The organism is Vibrio sp. PNB23_22_6, assembly GCF_052877535.1.
Genome location: NZ_JBNFXP010000010.1, coordinates 14,643 through 35,446, shown reverse-complemented (window position 1 = coordinate 35,446; position 20,804 = coordinate 14,643). Strand labels below are relative to the sequence as shown.

The following is a 20,804-nucleotide window of genomic DNA, read 5'->3' as shown; positions in this document are numbered from 1 at the left end:
GTCTTATTCCTCCCCAGCAAATACAGGCAGTTTGATCAAGGCTGGTGGCGCTTGTTTCTTAGCGATGCGAAGGCCTTGCTGTACCGCGATACGGTAGCTTTCTGGTAGTGATTCCCATTGACGGGTCTGTTGATTCCACATACCTGTTTCACCACCATCCGGAGATTGGAATAGTAGCGCCGTACGACCAATGCGTAGGAAGTCGTAAGTCACGGTCTCGCCGTTGCGCTCTAGGCTCGCTTTGTAAGATTCAATCGAGCGAGAGAAGCCTTCTTCGATTTGGTAGGCTTCCATTACTTTACGGAACTTTTCTGAAGTGGTGACATCAGCGCGATCCATTAGGTCACGGAGCTCTACCACACGTTTGTTACGTTCTTCTTTTTGGAATGGAAGGTCCAAAGTCACGAACTCGTCCAGAGCATCGATCATTTTCAGTGTGAGAGGCACCACCTCTGTTGCGGTTTGATCGATTTGAGCAATTTGGTTGTTCAGTGAATCCAGCTCTCCCTGCTGAGACTGAACCATACGATTGATCTGCTCATTATAAACTTTCATGCTGTCGATTTGACGCAGAAGGCCCTTGTACTCGGCCAACATGCTTTCAGCACTTTCAGCATAGTTGTCGATTTTTTGCTGTGAAGCCTGAGAAGACTTCGTGGTTTTTGCTTGGTTAGCGACGACCGTACCAGAGTCGGCAGCAAACGCTGCGCCACTTACTGATAAAATCGCGGCAGTAACTGCACTTACGCCAAATTCCTTTAACGTCATAGTTGCATCCTTGTCAGTGTAAAAAGTCAGTCGAAAAGGGGCGCAGGAAAAGCTCCTGCGCCAAAGTTTTTAATTAAAAGTTTTGAGAGTAGTTCAAGAAGAAAACTCGGCCTTGAATACTGTATAGGTCAGAGTTGTAAGTAACGCCGTCTGATTCAAACGCTGGGTCTTCGTCAGTTAGGTTACGTACACCTGCTGTTAGTTTTGCATCCCAAGGCGCCATGTAGTTGTAGGCTACGTTGAACGTAGTGTGGCTTGGAATTTTACCTGTCTTGTTGTAATTCTTGTCGACATCTTGCGCTTGAGACGCAATGTAGTCTGCAGATACGTAGATGTCATGATCGCTCATCACATTGAAGCCAACACCCGTTTGGAAACGGTACTCAGGAAGACCGTTACGGCCAACTTGGTTGTTTGTTGGACCATCGACATACTCTGGGCTGCTGTAATCAAGTACATAAGAACCCATGAAGTCGTAACGAACGGTTGCCACATCAAAGTCGTACAGGTAGTTCACTTTCAGATCGAGACCTGATGTTTTAAGGTCACCAATGTTTGATAGTGGCACGATAGCGTGTGTGATATTGCCTGCGCTGCCACCTTCACGTGTGATGTTCGGGTTTGATTGACCGCTGCTACGCTCTTGGTCGATCATACTCTGTAGCGTGTTCATTACGATGGTGTCTTCAATACTGATGTTGTAGTAGTCCACCGTAAGGTCAAGGTCTTCAACTGGTGAGTAGCTCACACCAAAGTTAAATGATGTTGAAGTTTCTGCATCCAAGTCTTCGTTTGAAGTACGAGTTACGTCGTATTGAGTTTCTCGACAGTCTGCGTCAGAAATGCCGTTCGCTTCACAGTAAACGTAGTCTTTTGCGCTGTCTGCAGAGAAGCTATCCGCACCGTAAAGGTTTGCTAGAGATGGTGCGCGGAAGCCCATGCCCGCACCGGCACGGAACATAAGGTTATCAAGCGGCTGGTAACGGAAAGACGCTTTTGGTGAAACGGCACTACCAAAATCACTGTAGTGGTCATAACGTACAGCGACGTTCATCTCGAGCTCATCAGTGAAGGCTACCAATGATTCTGCGAAGAATGCGTAGGTTTCGCGATCACCTGCCGCAGAGTTACCTGCGCTACCAATGATGTTACCTGCTTCACTTTGTGAATCGTATTGGTCAAAGTAGTCGTAGGTTGTCATTTCAGCACCGACATACAGAGGAATCGTAATATCACCGACTTCTGCTACGTCGAACTGTAGACCGCCATTGAACTGGTGCATTTCCATTTGAGATTCACGTGCCGTTGTTGCCGCGAGATCGGCATTTGCATCGGCACTGAACTCACCACCGACAAACTCACCAGCGTTTGCCAGTGCTTCTGCTGGAGTTTTTAGTACATAACCCGTACCACGCTCGTTACTGTTTGAGTAATTCAAGTGGTAACCCGCTTCCCAAATTACTTCACCAAAGCTGTCAGTGTAGAATGAACCATCTAGACCCGCTTTCATGTCCGCTTGGAAGTCAGTAACCGTGGTATCACGAGTGCCAACACCGGTGAATCGGTAGAAAATGCTTGCTGGGCCAGCATCCTTATCTAGCTCATTTTCTTCGAAAAATGCCTTACCGCCTTCTGTTGTTGGATCGATTTCAAATTTACCTCCTGCTGGTGCAAAGCGACCAAAACTTTGGTTACGGCTCAATAGCATTTGCGCGTTGAATGTCGTGGTATCGGTCAGGAAAATGTTACCGTTAACAAAAACCGTGTTACGTTCAAGAGACGCCGTTTGGGCCATTTCTGAGGTGTAGTCGTAACCACATATTGGGCCTAAGCCTGAGAACTCAGTAACGCCGACAAAGCCTTTGCCATCACATTTATTTGTGGCTGGATCATATGAGCCAGCGATCGGTTTGAATTTATTTTCATGGTAAACGTTACGGCCGTAGATACTCACGCCAGACATGTCAAAGTAGTTTGCCGAATCTGTGTTTTTAGAGCTTAGGTAATCACGGTCACGCAGGTAGATTTCATCTTTAGAATCATGCTCGAACGAGAAGTAGATATTACCTTTCTCGCCAGATGTACCCGTTACGATAGAGAAGTTTTTCTCATCACCACCTTCCTGAGATGGGATACCGCCACCGACAGTTACGTTGATGCCTTCAAACTCGTCTTTTAGAATAACGTTTACCACACCAGCTACCGCGTCAGAACCGTAGACAGCAGAACCACCGTCGGCCATGACTTCAACACGCTCAACGATTGCCGCCGGAATGACGTTCAAGTTAGCAGCACCACCACCCATGGTTGCTGAACCAGGCAGGCGTTTACCGTTGATCAGAACCAACGTACGAGATGCACCTAAGCCGCGTAGCGACATGGTCGCTTGGCTCTGCCATGAGCTACCAGAACTCTCACTGTATGAACCAAAAGAGTTGAATGAAGATTTACGTAGTACATCCGCGATAGAGATGTCACCAGCTCGTTCGATTTCAGCACGACCAATAACTGCTACCGGCGTGCTTCCTTCCATAGATGCACGCGTTAGACGCGAACCTGTCACTTTCATTTTTTGCAGCTTTTCGACTTGCTGCTCTTCTGCCTGTGCCGCGATTGGGGCCACTGCTGCTGTTCCCAATGCAATACTAATCGCAACAGACAAAGCGGTTGTGTTTTTAGACATCCTTGTTGCTCCGTTTCTTATAATTCCTTGTGTCGGTTGCCTACCGACTTTTTTATGACGTTAATATTTCGTTAACGCTTACGTCATATATACCTGAGATGGAAAAAGGAAGTCAAACCAGTGGTAAAAAGAGATGATGAAATGTAAAAATGATGTAAAAAACCAAAGTGAGCTAAATGTGTAGAGTTATCATCTATTTGTGGATTAAGTGTCGATGTATTATGTTGGCAAAATGCCGTATTTTGTGTTTCTTGCCGGCAGTAATGACTTATCTCGCTTATGGATTTTCATTGGGTTTATCGCTCTTTGAATTCCCGTTGAAATAGTGGATTATCCTGCGGGGTGAGTTTCATAGAATAGTGGAATTGTTAATGTATTTGAGTAGATGAGTATCAGAATATGATACCCATTGTAACAAAAGGGCTCACTCGTATTATGGCGTCAAATGTTACTTTAGGGCGGTGTTTTTTTATGCGATATAATTGGGTTTTTATGCGCCCTGTGAGCTCTTGATTGACCAGGTTGATATTCTGTATGAATTGATTTTGTGGTTTTTTATAATTTTTTACAAAAATATTTCGGTTTTTCGACACTGGTGGGGATTTGTCATGTTTTAGCTTCAATTACTTGAAGCTGCACAAGAATCAAGATAAATATGAGCCTGGAATTATTGCAGTAGTGTAAAAAACTGGTTATTGAAACGCAGGGAGTGTGTTTCAACAGCTTTAGTTACTACGGGATAGAGAAGCACCATTTGGGTTCGGAAATCTCCAGATTGAAGCCGACTCATAATGCACAGTAGACAAGGAGCAAGTTGTATATGCTGTCGTATTTTTTACGCCGATTGGCGTTGGTCATTCCAACGTTTCTCGGGATAACCATTCTTATCTTTGCTATCACACGTTTTGTACCCGGTGGCCCCGTAGAGCGCATGCTTTCTCAGATGCAGGCTCAAGGGGATGGCGCTGCGGCCATGACCTCTGCGGGTGGTAATACCGCGCTTTCTGATGATCAAATTGCCGAGCTGAATGCGTTTTATGGCTTGGATAAGCCTGTCGTTGAAGCTTATGTTGAGTGGTTGAGCCGTTTAGTTCAGCTCGATCTCGGTGAGTCGACGCGTTACTACGAACCCGTATCCGATATGATTGCAGAGCGTCTGCCCGTGTCACTTTTTTATGGTGGGATGACCTTCTTTATTAGTTATTTTATTTCCATCCCTCTGGGCTACTACAAAGCACTTAAGCACGGGTCGGTGTTTGATTCAGCTTCTTCCATCCTTATCTTTGTTGGTTATGCTTTACCGGGCTATGTTGTTGGTGTCTTACTGATTACCTTATTTAGCTATCACTTAGAGTGGTTCCCTATGGGCGGCTTTGTTGGTGATGATTTTGACGACTATGAAACCTTCTTTGAACGTGCAAAAGACGTGATGTGGCATGCGGTACTGCCTCTGATCTGTTACTTGATTGGTGACTTTGCGACCCTAACCATGACAATGAAGAACAACCTGATGGAAAACTTGTCGTCAGATTACATTCGTACTGCAATTGCTAAAGGCTTACCGTTTAAGAAAGCGGTACGTAAACACGCGCTGCGCAATAGCTTGATTCCTATCGCTTCTCACTTTGGTAATTCGCTTCTGTTCTTTATGACGGGGGCATTCCTTATCGAAGTGATTTTCAATATCGATGGTATTGGTTTGTTGGGCTATGAGTCCATCATGGAACGTGACTACCCTGTAGTAATGGGCATCGTGGCAATCAACGCGGTATTGCTGCTTATCGGTAATATCGTTTCTGATATCTGTGTTGCTTTAGTCGACCCACGTGTGAAGTTTGGAGCGTAATATGATTAAAGTTAGCCCATTAACTGAAAAGAAATTTCGTAACTTTAAAGAGATTAAGCGTGGTTACTGGTCGTTTCTGATCTTATCCACCATGTTGATCCTTTCTCTGTTTGCAGAACTGTTGATCAACAGTAAAGCGCTGGTTGTTAAGTACGAGGGGAGCTTTTACTTTCCGGTCGTTAGTGATGTCCGTCTAGGCTCTGAATTTGGTCAGGCTGCTTCTAGTGAAGCTGACTACCGAGAGCTGCAAAAAGTATTTGAAGCGGAAGGCGGCGACAACTTCGTTATTCTACCTATTGTGCCTTGGAACCCGTACGAGCAAGATTTTAGTGGTGATTTTCCACCAACAGCGCCAAGTGCAGAGAACAAGCACTACTTAGGCACTGATGTGATCGGTCGCGATATCTTAGCTCGCCTAGTTTATGGTTTTCGTACAGCAATGGGATTTGCTTTGCTTACTATGGCGATCTCTTACGCAATTGGTACGGCGGTAGGCTGTGCGATGGGCTTTTGGGGCGGCAAATTTGACCTGTTCGTCCAGCGCCTGATCGAAGTGTGGTCGATGGTGCCATTCTTGTACGTCATCATGATCTTGGTTTCTATCGTTCAACCTACCTTCACCTTATTCGTTGCTATCAACGTACTGTTTGGTTGGATGGGGATGACTTGGTACATGCGAACCATGACCTACAAAGAATCCGCGCGTGAATATGTTATGGCCGCGCGTGCGCTAGGTGCATCAACGGGTCGTATTCTGTTTAACCATATTCTGCCAAACACCATGGTGATGATCGTGACGCTCGCCCCGTTTACCATTGCAGCAAACATTACTGCTCTGACGGCACTGGATTACCTAGGCTTAGGTTTGATGCCACCCACACCAAGTTGGGGTGAACTGCTGCAACAAGGTAAGTCGAACCTAGACTCGCCATGGATCGTTGCTTCTGTTGTGACTTCCATTGTTCTCGTTTTAGTGATGGTAACCTTCATCGGTGAAGCAATCCGTGCCGCATTCGACCCGAAAAAATTCACGCGCTATGTTTAAGCGAACAGCGTGAACAGAACATAAAAAGGGAAGTTTTATGAAAAGAATACTATTAGCGTCCACGCTGAGCGCCCTGAGTTTTGGTGCGATGTCGGCAACGCCTCCGGCGGAGTTAGACTGGCAAACCAACTGGAATGAGCCGCAATATGGCTCGCCTGAAGCGAAGCGTGGAGGGACTTACCGTACCTACATGTCGAGCTTTCCGCAGACTCTACGTAGCGTTGGTCCAGATGCGAACTCTGGGTTGCGTTCCTTTATCTTGGATGAGACGCCAGGATTGGTGGTTCGTCACCCTGACACTTTAGAGTTCATCCCTGAACTTGCCAATGAGTGGGCACTAGCAGGTGATAACAAAACGGTTTATTTCAAACTGAACCCAGAAGCGAAATGGTCTGATGGCAAGCCCGTCACGGCAGACGATTTTGTTTTTATGCTGAAGTTCTACCGTTCGAAAGACATTCTTGAGCCTTGGTATAACGACTATTACAACAAAACTGTCGCCGATGTCATTAAGTTTGATGATCACACGTTTGCTGTGAAGGCCGCGAAAGAACTTAATCCTGAAGAGCTGTTGTTAAGAATGGGCGCACTGCGTCCTCGCCCTGCTCATTTCTATGCGAATCCGAAGAAAGACGCTAACGGCGACGGCATTCATGATGATTTCGTTCGGTATTACAACTTCAAGAGTGAGCCAACAACAAGTGCTTACTACTTAGCGGATATCAAAAAAGGCAAAAGCGTCACCTTTAAGCACGTAGGTGATGATTGGTGGGGTTACACCAACAAGTACTACCAAAATCGTTATAACGTCGACAAAATCCGTATCACAGTCATCCGTGATAACGATATCGCCAAAAAGCACTTTGAGAAAGGCAGTTTAGACGCGTTTGGTTTGGTGCTACCAAGTTTATGGCATGACAAGTCCAATACGGAACCTTACCAAAAAGGCCATATTCAGAAGTTTTGGGGCTACAACCAATACCCTGTAGGTGCAGGTGGTGTTTGGATGAATACCGCAATGCCATTATTGGATGACTTAAACATTCGTAAAGGCATCACTTACGCGATTGACTTTGATGGCATGATCGAAAATATCATGCGTGGTGATTACAGCCGTAAGCCAAACCCAACAGGCTATGGTCACGGTAAATACACACTACCAGATGCGAAAGCACCAAAGTTTGACCCAGAAAAAGCGGCGGAAGCATTTGCAGCAGCAGGTTTCGATAAGATTGGCTCCGATGGTATCCGTGTCAATGACAAAGGCCAGCGTTTGAGCTTTGAGCTGACCTACGCAACACCTGTGCATACGCCACGAATTGCCTTTGTGCGTGAGCAAGCGAAGTTAGCTGGTTTGGATATTGAACTTAAATTGATCGATGGTTCATCGATGTTCAAATACGTACGCGAGAAAAAGCACGATTTAGCGTTCCTAGATATGGGTACGTCTGAGATCCCAACCTATTGGGAGTACTTCCACTCAGTGAACGCCAATAAGCCACAAACTAACTCGTTCACAAACTACAGCACGCCAGATCTTGATGAGAAGATCATTGAGTACCGTTTCAACATGGACATGGATAAGAAGATTCAGCTAGGCCATGAAATCCAACGCGACATCATTGACGCGCACGTGATTGTCCCGGGTTACATGGTGCCATACGTTCGTTACGGCCACTGGCGTTGGTTGAAGCTACCTGAGAAGCCAATGAATCGAATGACAGAAGCGTTGTTCAGTGGTGGCATTATTGGCGATGGTACTTACTGGATCGATAAAGACGTGAAGAACGATACCCAGAAAGCGATGAAGTCGGGTAAAACCTTTGAACCGGTTGTTGTCGTTGATGACACTTATAAGCTGTAAGGATGTGTTATGGAAAACGAAGTAATCCTAAGAGTGAAAGACCTAGAGGTTGAATTCACAACCGATGATGGCCCAGTAAAAGTACTGCATGGTGTGAACTTTGATGTTCGCGCTGGGCGTACACTAGGCTTAGTCGGTGAGTCGGGCAGTGGTAAAAGTGTCACCTCGATGTCCATCATGGGCTTGTTGCCAAAGCCGTACGGCAAGATCATTAATGGTGAAGTGAATTACCGCGGTACTGATCTTGCCAAGCTGCCAGCAGAAGAAATGTATGCCATGCGTGGTGACCGTATTTCTATCATCTTCCAAGACCCGATGACGGCACTGAACCCGGTTCATACTATCGGTCGTCAACTTTGTGAAGTGTTAGAACTGCACCGCCCTGAACTGGATAAGAAGGCGCGTGAAACGTATGCGGTTGAAATGCTTGCGAAAGTAAAAATCCCACTGCCAGAGAAGCGTTTGAATGAGTATCCGCATAACTTGTCTGGCGGCATGCGTCAGCGTGTGATGATTGCGATGGCACTGGCTTGTAAACCAGACATTTTGATCTGTGACGAGCCAACCACGGCACTGGATGTTACCGTGCAGGCGTCTATCCTTGAACTCATGAACGAACTGCAAGAAGAGACGGGTATGGCGATGATTTTTATCACCCATGACCTTGGCGTGGTTGCTGAAGTGTGTGATGACGTGGCGGTGATGTATGGAGGTCGTATTGTGGAAAAAGCCGAGATTTTCGAGTTGTTTGATAATCCTCAGCACCCATACACCAAACGTTTGATGGGTTTGATGCCAAGTTTGGATAACGAACCTAAGCAGATGATCGACATTAAGCCGATTGACGCCAGTATGTTTGCGAGCTAACTGGTGCAAAGTGAACAAGTCATAAAAGAGGATGTTATGGCAAAAGAAGTATTAAGAATTGAAAATCTTAAGCAGCACTTTGTATCTGGTAAAGGACTGTTTAAGAAAGGCTACACCATTAAAGCGGTAGATGGTGTGTCACTGTCAGTAGGTGAGGGGGAGACTCTTGGCTTAGTGGGCGAATCGGGCTGTGGCAAAAGTACCTTAGGTCGTACCATTCTAAAACTGTACGAGCCAACCGCAGGTAAGATTTTCTTTGAAGGTAAAGACATCACTAAGCTGTCTGTCAAAGAAATGCGTTCATTGCGTAAAGACATGCAGATTGTTTTTCAGGATCCGATGGAATCCCTCAACCAACGTCACACCATTGGTATGATTTTGGAAGAGCCGTACATTATTCATAAGATTGGCACCCCTGCAGAACGGAAGCAATGGGTGAAAGAGGTACTGGTGAAGGTCGGTTTACCAGAAACCGCAGTCAACCGTTATCCACATGAATTCTCAGGTGGCCAGCGTCAGCGTATTGGTATCGCTCGTGCGATTGCACTTAAGCCTAAGTTACTGATTTGTGATGAGTCGGTATCGGCATTGGATGTATCGGTTCAGGCTCAGATCCTGAACTTGTTGCTGCAACTGCAGCAAGAGATGAACCTAGCGATCATCTTTATTTCACATGATTTATCGGTGGTGAAACACGTCTCTGATAAAGTCGCAGTGATGTACTTTGGTAAAGTGGTGGAAGCGGGCAGTGCGAAAGAAATTTACGCTAATCCGCAAAATGATTATACCAAGACGCTACTTTCGGCGATTCCGATTACGCATCCCAAGTACCGCAAGAAAAAGCGCTTGGCAGAAAAAAAGCAGCAAGTGGCGTAATGCCACGACTCAAGTAGGACGGAAAGCCAGATAAAAAGGAAGCGCTCCACAGGATGGGGCGTTTTTTATTTTCACTTTTTTCTAGATATTGGATATTGAAATTAGCGTGCTACACTCCAATTTATTCCTTTGATTTGTTTGGATAGTTCGCAATGCCGTCCCATTTACCTCAATCATTCAGTCGCCCCTTTCTGAAAATCTTTCATGTGCTTGAAGCCGTGCTTTTGGTTGCCATCACGATGGCGACGGTGTGGGCGATGGCCGAAGAGTTTGTCCACATATATGTGCAAAAGCGAGTGTTACTTGAGGATATCTTATTAATGTTCATCTATCTCGAAGTGCTCGCCATGGTCGGACAGTTTGTGATGAATGGTAAGATCCCAGTTCGTTACCCTATGTATATTGCCATTATGGCGATTGCTCGCTACATCACCCTTGGTATGAAAGAACTCGACTCAGTGATGATTGTCTGGCTGTCTTTAGCGGCATTTATTCTGGCTGCTGCAACCTTGGTTATTCGAGTTGGTCATCATTATTGGCCGTATATCGATCATCAAACCGCCGAAAAAGACGAATAATTTTATTGAAAAAACCAGTCATGATGTGACTGGTTTTTTTATTGAAGCGCTAGGTGTGATTATCGGCTACTTGGAGAGGATTTTAAGTGAGTCAGCAATCACCGCACTGCTGCTGTCATTCTTGGCAATTTTACCTACGATTTGAACCTTGTCTTTTGGCGTTACTTTTTGTTCGTCCCAAACATAAGGGCCGATTTTTATGGTCATGCTCCCTGTATCATCGGCAAAGGTATATTGTTCATTGCCTAAAGACACGGTGATATGTCCAATAATGGTCACCGTCATCCCATCGGTGAGCCATTCTGCATTCATCACATCTTCAACGGTATTTAATGTGTCATTTTCTTTGGGGCCATCAAATCCCCCTTGGTCTGTCGTGAGGACGCTTTCTTTGGCGATAGTGTCGTCAGAAGCGAACGTTGGACTCGATAGAAGGACCATACCGATAGCGGTCATGAGTATTTTTTTCATGCTGTCTCCCGTCAAAGTGTGTCATTTTTGTGCAAAGGCAATAATTAGCATTCTAATTACAAAAGGCTATAGTTGTTAATGTAGCGCAATACAACAAAAAAGCTACGAACGTGACGGTAAGATCCGCCCTACTTTTGTTGGTTTTCGAAGTGTGCTGTGCTGACTCTGCGGTCGCTCTCTTTTTATCTAACCAGTTTAAGATGGGAATTTATGTTGGGTCTACAAGTCCGAGTCCAAGACTCATTAGTTGTGGGAATCATAAATGGTCTGATCAATGGGTACATCGCGTACATGCACTTTGAACCGATGGGTGTCGTGCCTGTCTCGATCAATCTGGTTCGCCATGAGCAGATAACGGTATGGGGAGAAGCGATCACCTTGACTTTTGGCTTAGGCATTATTCTCTCTCTCATCACATCGAAATTATTTCTCTGCCATTTAGGCAAAGCTTACCCAGAAGCATTGCCCCAAATGGCGTCATCGTTTTGGGCGGATTTAGTGCCTATTGCGTTGAAGCATGCTGCGGCTTTGTTTGGCTGGTTGACGGTACTCGCCTTGTTGTGGACACAGTACATTGGCAAAGTCATGGTTTCGGCCTATATCGCAGCGGTGATGGTTGGGATGTTTGCTTTCTTCATCACACTGATTCTCGAAGTCAGAACAAAAAATAGTTTGTTGTATAAAAAGGTCAGCGTCATTGAACTCATTGAAGAACATAAGGCTCCCAATTAATGACAGATGAACATTCGACGGAATTAAAGAAAGGAGAGGTCAGTTCCACACAAAAAGCCCGTTCGGTCACCTATATTATTTTTTTGGGCGTTTTATTACTCTGGCTTTACACCCTTTGGGCCGACAGAGTTACACCGATGACGGAACATGCGCGAGTGAATACTAATGTAATACGCATTGCTCCAGAAGTGTCAGGACCGATTGCTGCGGTTAACATCCGTAATAACGCCAGTGTGACCTTTGGGCAGCCACTGCTGACCATTGACAAGCAACCCTTTGAGTTAGCCGTCAAAGCAACCAAATTGGCATTGCTACAGGCCGGGCAATCGTATCAAGCTGATTCCGCTGCGATTAATGTCGCGAAAGCGAATGAAGTCGCGGCGCGCGTTAAGTTGAACAATGTTAAGCGTCACGTGGCGCGCAATCGTGTGTTAGTGGAAAAAGGCACGATCAGCCAAGCCGCTATGGATGACAGCTTAGCGGACCTCCAGTCGGCTCAAGCCAATTTGGATCAGGCGGTTTCCGCATTGGACAAAGCCAAGCAAGAGTTTGGGCCTCGTGACATCAAGAACCCAGAAATACAGGCGGCACTCAATAAGCAAGAGCAAGCGTTGCTAGACCTGAGCCATACCGAGTTAAAAGCCCCTGGCGAAGGGGTGATCACAAATATGGATGTGAGTGTTGGTGATTACGCCGCAGCAGGACAACCGTTGCTGACGTTTGTGAGTAGTAATGGTTTTTGGCTGACGGCCATGGTCAGAGAAAACTCCCTCATGCACCTCAAAGCAGAAGATCCGGTGAAAATTGTTTTTGATTCGTACCCAGGTGAAGTCTTTAAGGGAAAAGTGACGTCGATTGGCTGGGGGAGCAGTGGTAATGGCAGCCTAACGGTGAATAACGCGAGTGGTATGTTTGACTCTCCGACCGGTAGTGTTAAAGCGCAACGCTTTCCGGTTAATATTGAATTTGTTGATCTACCTAGCGAGCTTACCCTTCGCTACAGTGGGCGTGCGGTTGTGGCGTTTTACCCCGATGAAAGTTACCTAGGTGAGCGCCTGCTTGATGTTTGGATTTGGGCTTGGAGTTATCTAAGTTATGTATCGTAGTAGTGCGAATCCATTATTAAGAGTGGCCATATTCCCCATACTGCTGCTGTTTTGGCAGTACGTATTTGGCACCGATTTGCCTTTGCTTGCTCCTGCTATGTGCGCTGTGTTTTTAACGACGACGCATGAACCGCCGCCGTTAGTGATGGTCATCATCATGGGCGTTGTTCTGTTTGTCACCGCTTGGAGCCAGGCACTGCTCAGTCAGCTGCTTTCGGATTACCCTCAAGTCTATTACCTTGCCTTGTTTGGCGTGTTTTATTGGTGCATGGCGCGCGCGAAAAAAAATCCACAGGATGTGTTGGCGATTTTGCTGGTTGTATCTACGGCCATGATTGCGGTGTTTACCCAACAAAAGGGCGTAGATGTCAGTGAAATCCCTCTTGCCTTGTTGAGTAACATTGGTATTGCTGGCTTCGTTGCGTATTTGGCTTATTTTGTCTTCCCTCATGGGGAGCCATTAGCGCCGTCACTCAGCCCCTCTCAAACTCAGCCGATGCATAATGATGAATGGCAGGTGTTTGTTAAAGCGTTGATGGTTTTGATTACCCTGTACGTGACAATGACGTTGGATCTCGAGCAGAGTACGATCATCACCATTGTTGTTGCATTAGTGATCAAAGATCCTGACCCTGTCATTGGTCACGACTATGGTTTAAGGCGCTTACTGGTGACTTATGCCAGTGTGTTGTATGCGATCCCACCATTAATCATGAGCGTGCTGCAGACCAATTTGTTGGGGATATTGGGGGCGGCGATTGTGAGTGCACTGTTTATGGGGATTCATGCCATGGAAAAGAGGGCGAGCTACAATTCGATTCAGCTGCTGTATTCGAGTTATGTGGTTCTGGTGTTTTATGGTTTGACGTCGACGAGCATCAGCGCGATATCGGATGATTTAGTTCGCTTTGGTTCGATTTTACTTGCTGTCGTTCTTGGCATCATGGTGCTGATCATATTGCAGCCACGCCCCAAATTGCACTAGACAGATATTGCCACCACTGGTGTTATTATTTGGCAGAAGATTAGCAAATAGTAGATAACAAGAATAGATTACTAGAAAAGGCAAAAAGCCCCTTTAATTAGGGGCTTAGTGTGCATTTGTGAACGAGAAAAAACTCACATAAACCTTATTCGATGTTCTGGATCTGTTCACGCATCTGTTCGATCAGAACCTTGAGTTCCACGCCAGAAGCCGTGATGTCGGTGCTGATTGATTTCGACGCCAGTGTGTTGGATTCTCGGTTGAACTCTTGCATCATGAAATCGAGACGGCGGCCTACTGAGCCTCCGTTCTTCAGAATGTTGGTGGTTTCTTTCACGTGAGAATCCAAGCGGTCGAGCTCTTCTGCTACGTCCGATTTCTGGGCTAACAGAATCAGTTCTTGTTCTACGCGAGATGGGTCCAGTTCAACTTTTGCATCTTCAAACTTAGAGAACAGGCGCTCACGCTGCCATTCTAGGATTTCAGGCATGCGAGCACGCACTTTCACGACTTCTGCCGTGATCGCTTCTAGACGTTGTTCGATCAACGCTTTCATGTTGTCGCCTTCACGACCACGCGCTTCAATGAACTCGTTGATGGCTTCATCAAACGCGCCTAAGAGGGCTTTGTTGACCGTATCCATGTCTTGCTCAGGGGTTTCCATCACGCCTGGCCATTGCATAACTTGGAATGGGTTAATGCGGCTGAGTTCACCAGTCATGTGCATGACTTGCTCAGCGGCTTTGATCACTTGCTTGGCTAACGTCTCGTTGATGCTGAGTTCTGCTTTTGCCGCTGGGTTGGCTTCAAAGCGCAGGCTGCACTCTACTTTACCGCGAGCTAGACGCTTACGGAAACGCTCGCGCAAAACGGGCTCTAGAGCGCGGAATTGCTCTGGCATACGAAAGTAGGTTTCTAGGTAACGCTGGTTAACACTGCGGATTTCCCACACTGCTGAGCCCCAATCGCCTTTTACTTCTTTGCGTGCATACGCTGTCATACTGTAAATCATCGAATTTTCCTGTCTTTAATTTTGCTGAAAATTACTCCGCAATAGTAGCACAGCAAGATGAGGGAGGCTTCGTCAATCTGTAACCCAATAGCTTTATTTAAACGATTCCGCTATAATCTACGCCCAATCAAATCGTCTTCTTCCCATTGTTAAAGGTAGATGCCCATGCGTCCAAACGATCGCAAGGCGGACCAAGTTCGCCCAATCAAAATTACTCGTAACTACACTGCTTACGCTGAAGGTTCAGTGTTGGTTGAGTTCGGCAACACAAAAGTTTTGTGTAATGCGACCGTAGAAGAATCTGTGCCTCGCTGGCTAAAAGGCCAAGGTAAAGGCTGGGTAACGGCAGAATACGGCATGCTACCGCGTGCGACTCACTCACGCACTCGTCGTGAAGCGGCGAACGGTAAGCAAGGTGGTCGTACGATGGAAATCCAACGCCTTATCGCGCGCAGCCTACGTGCTGTTGTGGATCTAAAGGCAATGGGTGAGTTTATGATCACGGTTGACTGTGACGTAATCCAAGCCGATGGTGGTACACGTACGGCATCTATTAGTGGCGCAAGCGTTGCACTGGCCGATGCATTTCAGCACCTAATTGATAGCGGCAAGCTAAAAGCAAACCCAATGAAAGGCCATGTTGCAGCGGTTTCGGTTGGTTTGCTCGGTGACGAAGTGCTATGTGACCTTGAATACGTAGAAGATTCAGCTGCAGACACCGACATGAACGTGGTTATGACGGAAGAAGGCAAGATGATTGAAGTTCAAGGCACCGCAGAAGGTGAACCGTTCAGTCAAGAACAGCTGATGGCCTTGCTCGAGTCGGCTAAAATCGGCATCAGCGAAATCGTCGCAGCGCAGAAGGCGGCGTTAGCCCATTAATTTTTAGATAGCTTCCCCACAAAGGAAGCTATTTTTTTACATATTGCTAGGTCCTCGGACCTAGGATTTAGAAAAAGATAATACCCACACGGAAAATTGAGAGAAAATAATGAAAGCATACCAGCGTGAATTTATTGAGTTTGCACTTGAGAAACAAGTTCTTAAGTTTGGTGAGTTTACTTTGAAATCAGGCCGTAAGAGCCCGTACTTCTTTAACGCTGGTCTTTTCAATACAGGCCGAGACCTTGCTCGCCTTGGCCGTTTTTACGCAGCTGCATTAGCAGACTCTGGCATCGAGTTTGATGTGCTATTTGGCCCTGCGTACAAAGGCATTCCAATTGCGACAACCACAGCAGTAGCACTGGCAGACCACCACGACATCGACACGCCTTACTGCTTCAACCGTAAAGAAGCAAAAGATCACGGTGAAGGTGGTAACCTTGTAGGCTCAGCGCTAGAGGGGCGTATCATGCTGGTGGATGACGTAATCACGGCGGGCACAGCGATTCGTGAGTCGATGGAAATCATCCAAGCAAACGGTGCAGACCTTGCTGGTGTGTTGGTTGCTATCGACCGTCAAGAGAAAGGCAAAGGTGCGCTATCAGCGATTCAAGAAGTGGAGCGCGACTTTGGTTGTGCGGTGATTTCTATCGTAAGTCTCTCTGATTTGATCACGTACCTAGAAGAGAAAGGTGACGCAACAGAGCACCTTGATGCGGTGAAAGCATACCGCGCGGAATACGGGATTTAAGGAAAAGGTAGGTCCTAGGTTCAAAAGATAGGTCCTAGGATCTAGGACCTAAAATATTGGATTACGGATTACGCACAATCGCTGTCTTTGAGTGATAAGGAAAATACTTGTCATTCTGAACCGTGAGGGACGAACGTGATTCAGGATCTACTAGTCGAACGCTCAATGGTTGACGTGGGCGTTTTGACCACGCGCTTGTTGATATTAGATTCCTAGTCTCGCTTGGACTCGCTGGAATGACGGCTTTGATTTAGGTGAAGCCTTCAGTATTCCGTACGCGAAGCGCTCCGTATTCGGTATTCAAATGGCTTTCTCAAGAAGCAATGAAATGCACAAATTTCTAGTGCGCTTCACCTAGGATCCTAGGCCTACAACCTACAACCTAGGACCTATGCTGCTCATTTATATCGAATCCCTTTTGGTGCACTTTCATCGGCCATGGTCTTATAACGCTTGTGTAGCCACATCCATTGTGCCGGCGCGCGCAGTATCACCTCTTCCACGTACTTGTTCATGTAAGCAGCGGCTGCCACTTCGTCTTTTTTCGGGTAATTTGCGTCAATGCATTTATCAGCAATGATCTCGTACTTTCCGTCATCATTGCGAAAGCCCGATCCAGGGATGATGGCGCACTTAGACGTGTAAGCCAGAATGCTAGTTCCGGTCGTGGTGCACGCATCTTCTACCGCGAAGAAAGGCACGAAGACCGATTTGTTACGTCCATAGTCGTGGTCTGGTAGGTAAAACAAGCGCTCACCACTGCGAAGGACGCGAATCATCTGCTTCACATCTTTACGATCAATCAGCTTATTGCCATCGTGGGTGCGGCCCCAGTATTGAATAAAGTTGTAGGCTGGGTTGTTGTGTGGACGATATGCGCCATAGCCAGCGACACCAAGCACCGCAAAAGCACGTGCAGTGATTTCTAAATTCAGAGCGTGCACGCAGCAAAGCAGTACCCCTTTGCCTTCCGCCGCTTTTTCACGTACCGCCATAAGGTCTTTCTCGACCAACAACGTTTTGAAGCGCCATGTTGGCCAGAACCATGTGATGCCGGTTTCAATGAGTGCCATACCGGTGTTTTTGAAGTTTTCTTCAACGATATGCTGAATCTCTTCTGCGGTTTTGTCAGGGAAAGCCAATTCAAGGTTACGTGTGGCGATATGAACTCGCTTTTTGCCGTAACGCATACCCAAATGGCCGAACGTACGGCCGAGTGGTAATAGCAAGCGATAAGGGAGGAGGTTGACCACGATGGCCAAAAGGCCAAACCCGAGCCAAACACCCCAGTTACGAGGGTGGAGAAGGGAAAGAGAAAACTCGGGTTGCGTGTATTTTTCTTTACTCATAATCTCTACTTTATTTGTGCACTGAGAAGTGCCCAGTACTCGTCAAAGTTCGCAGTTGGCTGATATTTAAAGTCACTGCGGACAAAGCGGTTTAGGCTACCTTCAACTTGTCCAAGAATTTGAGCGGCTAAGATACGTTCTTCAACTGGGAAAGATTTGCCTTCTCGGATCTTACGTTCACGCAAGATCTGGCGCAATTGAGTTTCAATGCGTTCAAACAGTTGGTTGATACGCTCACGTAGGCGCTCGTTTTCAAACATTAAAGCATGACCAGACAGGATGCGTGTCAGGCCAGGGTTACGCTCTGAGAATGCCAAAATCAGATGGATCACCATACGGATGCGCTCAAGGGTATCTTTTTCATCATCCAGAATGCGGTTGATGCGTGTCATGAGCGCTTCTTCAATAAATTCGATTAAGCCTTCAAACATGCGTGCTTTGCTTGGGAAATGACGATAAAGCGCGGCTTCCGATACGCCGACCTGCTTTGCCAGTTTTGCCGTAGTAATGCGTGAAGCGCCTTCCGTTGATTCAAGCATTTGTGCTAATGCTTGCAAGATCTCTTCACGACGATTGGATTTTCTACTGCCGGCCATTAATTACTTCCTTACAAAATACAAAGTTGGGCGGGGGGGGAATTATAAGATGCTATTTGGCATCAAACTAGACTACGGAGGGTGGAATGGGAGCTTTAACACCCTCAGTTGTCATGTTTATCGCAATTTTTGGTCAAATTTTGATAAAAATGGAACGGCGATTACTTCTGTGCGTGCATGAGGGTGTGCATTTTTTCTAGGATCTTGAAGCTTAATGCTTCTTTTGATTCAAGAGTGAGTGCAAGTTCACCTTGTGGCCAAAACAGCGTAATCGCGTTGTCATTACTGTTGAAACCTTGACCGGTAACTGAGACATCATTAGCACAAATCATGTCGAGGTTCTTTTTCAAAAGCTTACCGCGAGCATAGGTTTCGACGTCATTGGTCTCAGCAGCAAAGCCTACCGTAAACGGGCGCTGCTTTGGCATTGCCGCTACCGCCGCCACAATGTCAGGGTTTTTCACCATGGTGATGGTCATTTGATCACTGTCATCGGTTTTCTTCAGCTTTTGAGTGGCCACTTCTTCTGGACGATAGTCTGCAACCGCCGCACAGCTGATGAAAGCATCGTGAGTGGCGGCGTGCGCCATGACCGCGTCGTGCATCTCTTGTGCACTAGACACGTTAATGCGCTCTACGCCTGTTGGCGTGTTCAAGTTAACAGGGCCGCTAACGAGGGTGACTTTCGCTCCCATTTGCGTTGCCGCATTCGCCAACGCATACCCCATCTTGCCCGAGCTGTGGTTGGTGATGTAACGCACCGGATCGAGCGCCTCACGCGTTGGACCTGCCGTGATCAAAATAGATTGACCAGCCAGCACTTTTGGCAGGAAAAACTGCTCACACAAGTGCACTAGTTGCATCGGTTCTAACATTCGGCCAGGCCCCACGTCACCACACGCTTGTTCACCTGCAGCAGGTCCCCAAATGTGCATACCACGGCGTGTTAATGTCGCGATGTTCTCTTGAGTAGCCACATTGCGATACATCTGTTGGTTCATGGCAGGAGACACCGCGACTGGCGAATCGGTTGCCAGTACTAACGTACTGAGCAAATCGTTGCCCATACCCGCAGATATGCGAGCAATCAAATCGGCTGTTGCTGGAGCAAGAAGAACCAAATCGGCCCATTTCGCTAATTCAATGTGGCCCATTGACGCTTCTGCCGCTGGATCTAACAAGCTGTCAGAGACCGGGCGACCAGAAACGGCTTGCATGGTTAAAGGCGTAATGAACTCTTTCGCCGCCTTTGTCATCACAACTTGAACTTGCGCCCCTCTTTCTATGAGGCGACGGGTTAGCTCCGCACATTTATATGCGGCAATACCGCCACTGATGCCGAGTAGAATTTTCTTTCCTGCTAGTGTTTGCATGTGAGCTCTCCAATTTTTCTGGCGAGGATTCTAGCACAACTCAAACGCTTATCGCCTGCGCAAATCGGATGGGACATGCATCTACATCAAACAAAGTGTGACGAATGCTTACAATTTTTATTTCTCGCAGAGGCAAAAAGATTTGCCTAGCGTTCGGGCTAATTTGATCGAAATTCCTACCTCTTGATGATCCACACAATTACATAGAAACGCCGTTGGGAGCTAAGAAAGCGACATTGATACTCGACTTTTATTGGGTGTTTTGTGGAATAGGGATTCATTTATTGAGTGAGAAGCCTGATGCCCCTTAAAGCCCTACCTAATGACTCTATGCCGAGAGAGAAGTTACTCCAGCGAGGACCACAAGCCCTGACCGATGCCGAGCTACTGGCGATATTCTTGCGCACAGGTACACAAGGTATGAACGTCATCGAGCTGGCTGATTTCCTCATTCAAGACTTTGGGACGCTTAGGCAGTTGTTTTCTGCGTCTGAAAAATCCTTTTGCCAACACAAAGGCTTGGGGCAGGCTAAATATGTGCAATTACAGGCTGTTCTTGAGATGGCGCAGCGCTATCTTGCTGAAACGTTAAAGCGGGGGGATGCATTAACCAACCCTGAGCAGACCAAATTATATCTCTCTTCTATTTTAAGAGATCGCCAAAGAGAGGCGTTTTACATTCTTTTCCTAGATAACCAGCATCGAGTAATAAAAGATGAGATCCTATTTGAAGGTACGCTGGATACGGCGTCAGTTTATCCGAGAGAAGTGGTTAAGCGCGCTCTACACCATAACGCGGCAGCTTTGATTCTAGCACACAATCATCCATCCGGAGTGGCAGAGCCGAGTCAAGCGGATCGACGAATTACGCGCCGTTTAATTGATGCATTAGCATTGGTGGATATTCGTGTTTTGGACCATTTTGTCATTGGTGATGGAGAAAGTGTTTCTTTCGCAGAAAGAGGGTGGATATAACTGTGCATTTTTTAGGTTGTTAGTTGCTAAAAATCTGCTATCATC

At 46.6% G+C, this 20,804-nt stretch carries 19 protein-coding genes; 12 read left to right on the top strand and 7 right to left on the bottom strand.

Annotated features, from left to right (window positions below):
* Nucleotides 1-3: 3 nt before the first annotated feature.
* Complete coding sequence (locus ACVA54_RS10170; protein WP_119464520.1) at nt 4-768, bottom strand: DUF3450 domain-containing protein; 765 nt, start codon at nt 766-768, stop codon at nt 4-6.
* Between the two features lie 73 nt (nt 769-841).
* Nucleotides 842-3,451, bottom strand: coding sequence for a TonB-dependent receptor plug domain-containing protein (locus ACVA54_RS10165; protein ID WP_446649584.1), 2,610 nt, complete (start codon nt 3,449-3,451; stop codon nt 842-844).
* Between the two features lie 820 nt (nt 3,452-4,271).
* On the opposite strand from ACVA54_RS10165, the gene ACVA54_RS10160 reads away from it, so the two are divergent.
* The 6 genes from ACVA54_RS10160 (at nt 4,272) to ACVA54_RS10135 (ending at nt 10,527) form a co-directional block, all read left to right on the top strand.
* Nucleotides 4,272-5,297 carry an ABC transporter permease subunit gene (locus ACVA54_RS10160; protein ID WP_099079191.1) on the top strand — a complete coding sequence of 342 codons (1,026 nt, stop codon included), beginning with the start codon at nt 4,272-4,274 and terminating at the stop codon, nt 5,295-5,297.
* A 1-nt stretch (nt 5,298) separates the two neighbouring features.
* Nucleotides 5,299-6,342, top strand: a complete 1,044-nt coding sequence (locus ACVA54_RS10155; RefSeq protein ID WP_099079192.1) for an ABC transporter permease — start codon at nt 5,299-5,301, stop codon at nt 6,340-6,342.
* A gap of 37 nt (nt 6,343-6,379) precedes the next feature.
* A complete protein-coding gene (locus ACVA54_RS10150) occupies nt 6,380-8,206 on the top strand; it encodes an extracellular solute-binding protein (RefSeq protein ID WP_446649583.1) in 1,827 nt (608 codons plus the stop codon).
* A 9-nt stretch (nt 8,207-8,215) separates the two neighbouring features.
* Nucleotides 8,216-9,073 (top strand): ABC transporter ATP-binding protein, encoded by an 858-nt coding sequence (locus ACVA54_RS10145; RefSeq protein ID WP_099079194.1) that lies wholly within the window; start codon nt 8,216-8,218, stop codon nt 9,071-9,073.
* A gap of 36 nt (nt 9,074-9,109) precedes the next feature.
* Nucleotides 9,110-9,949 (top strand): ABC transporter ATP-binding protein, encoded by an 840-nt coding sequence (locus ACVA54_RS10140; RefSeq protein ID WP_099079195.1) that lies wholly within the window; start codon nt 9,110-9,112, stop codon nt 9,947-9,949.
* Nucleotides 9,950-10,101: 152 nt separating this feature from the next.
* Nucleotides 10,102-10,527: a phosphate-starvation-inducible protein PsiE gene (locus ACVA54_RS10135; protein WP_099079196.1), complete on the top strand. Its 426-nt coding sequence runs from the start codon at nt 10,102-10,104 to the stop codon at nt 10,525-10,527.
* Between the two features lie 66 nt (nt 10,528-10,593).
* Here ACVA54_RS10135 and ACVA54_RS10130 read toward each other — a convergent pair whose 3' ends face one another.
* Nucleotides 10,594-10,998 (bottom strand): YgiW/YdeI family stress tolerance OB fold protein, encoded by a 405-nt coding sequence (locus ACVA54_RS10130; protein ID WP_099079197.1) that lies wholly within the window; start codon nt 10,996-10,998, stop codon nt 10,594-10,596.
* 210 nt (nt 10,999-11,208) lie between these two features.
* On the opposite strand from ACVA54_RS10130, the gene ACVA54_RS10125 reads away from it, so the two are divergent.
* The 3 genes from ACVA54_RS10125 to ACVA54_RS10115 are packed head-to-tail and all read left to right on the top strand — an operon-like array spanning nt 11,209 to nt 13,821.
* Complete coding sequence (locus ACVA54_RS10125; protein ID WP_446608987.1) at nt 11,209-11,730, top strand: permease; 522 nt, start codon at nt 11,209-11,211, stop codon at nt 11,728-11,730.
* Nucleotides 11,730-12,836, top strand: coding sequence for an HlyD family secretion protein (locus ACVA54_RS10120; protein ID WP_119464524.1), 1,107 nt, complete (start codon nt 11,730-11,732; stop codon nt 12,834-12,836). Before ACVA54_RS10125 ends, ACVA54_RS10120 begins: the two co-directional genes overlap by 1 nt.
* On the top strand, nt 12,826-13,821 hold the full coding sequence (locus ACVA54_RS10115; protein ID WP_099079200.1) for a DUF2955 domain-containing protein: 996 nt from the start codon (nt 12,826-12,828) through the stop codon (nt 13,819-13,821). The genes ACVA54_RS10120 and ACVA54_RS10115 overlap by 11 nt, the downstream gene beginning before the upstream one ends.
* A 145-nt stretch (nt 13,822-13,966) precedes the next feature.
* On the opposite strand, the gene ACVA54_RS10110 is transcribed toward ACVA54_RS10115, so the two are convergent.
* On the bottom strand, nt 13,967-14,833 hold the full coding sequence (locus tag ACVA54_RS10110; RefSeq protein WP_099079201.1) for a YicC/YloC family endoribonuclease: 867 nt from the start codon (nt 14,831-14,833) through the stop codon (nt 13,967-13,969).
* A 165-nt stretch (nt 14,834-14,998) separates the two neighbouring features.
* Here ACVA54_RS10110 and rph point away from each other — a divergent pair, with 165 nt between their 5' ends.
* Both rph and pyrE read left to right on the top strand, forming a co-directional pair.
* Complete coding sequence (gene rph, locus ACVA54_RS10105; RefSeq protein WP_099079202.1) at nt 14,999-15,715, top strand: ribonuclease PH; 717 nt, start codon at nt 14,999-15,001, stop codon at nt 15,713-15,715.
* A gap of 109 nt (nt 15,716-15,824) precedes the next feature.
* Nucleotides 15,825-16,466 carry an orotate phosphoribosyltransferase gene (gene pyrE / locus ACVA54_RS10100; RefSeq protein ID WP_119464702.1) on the top strand — a complete coding sequence of 214 codons (642 nt, stop codon included), beginning with the start codon at nt 15,825-15,827 and terminating at the stop codon, nt 16,464-16,466.
* Between the two features lie 398 nt (nt 16,467-16,864).
* Here the strand turns inward: pyrE and ACVA54_RS10095 are convergent, their stop codons facing one another.
* The 3 genes from ACVA54_RS10095 to coaBC all read right to left on the bottom strand — a co-directional run bounded on the left by ACVA54_RS10095 (nt 16,865) and on the right by coaBC (nt 19,784).
* Nucleotides 16,865-17,815 carry a Kdo(2)-lipid IV(A) acyltransferase gene (locus ACVA54_RS10095; protein WP_099079204.1) on the bottom strand — a complete coding sequence of 317 codons (951 nt, stop codon included), beginning with the start codon at nt 17,813-17,815 and terminating at the stop codon, nt 16,865-16,867.
* A gap of 5 nt (nt 17,816-17,820) precedes the next feature.
* Entirely contained in the window at nt 17,821-18,411 is a 591-nt protein-coding gene (gene slmA, locus ACVA54_RS10090) for a nucleoid occlusion factor SlmA (protein WP_099079205.1), read from the bottom strand.
* Between the two features lie 161 nt (nt 18,412-18,572).
* Nucleotides 18,573-19,784: a bifunctional phosphopantothenoylcysteine decarboxylase/phosphopantothenate--cysteine ligase CoaBC gene (gene coaBC, locus ACVA54_RS10085; RefSeq protein ID WP_446649582.1), complete on the bottom strand. Its 1,212-nt coding sequence runs from the start codon at nt 19,782-19,784 to the stop codon at nt 18,573-18,575.
* 300 nt (nt 19,785-20,084) lie between these two features.
* Here coaBC and radC point away from each other — a divergent pair, with 300 nt between their 5' ends.
* Complete coding sequence (gene radC / locus ACVA54_RS10080) at nt 20,085-20,759, top strand: RadC family protein (protein WP_099079207.1); 675 nt, start codon at nt 20,085-20,087, stop codon at nt 20,757-20,759.
* Nucleotides 20,760-20,804: the final 45 nt, after the last annotated feature.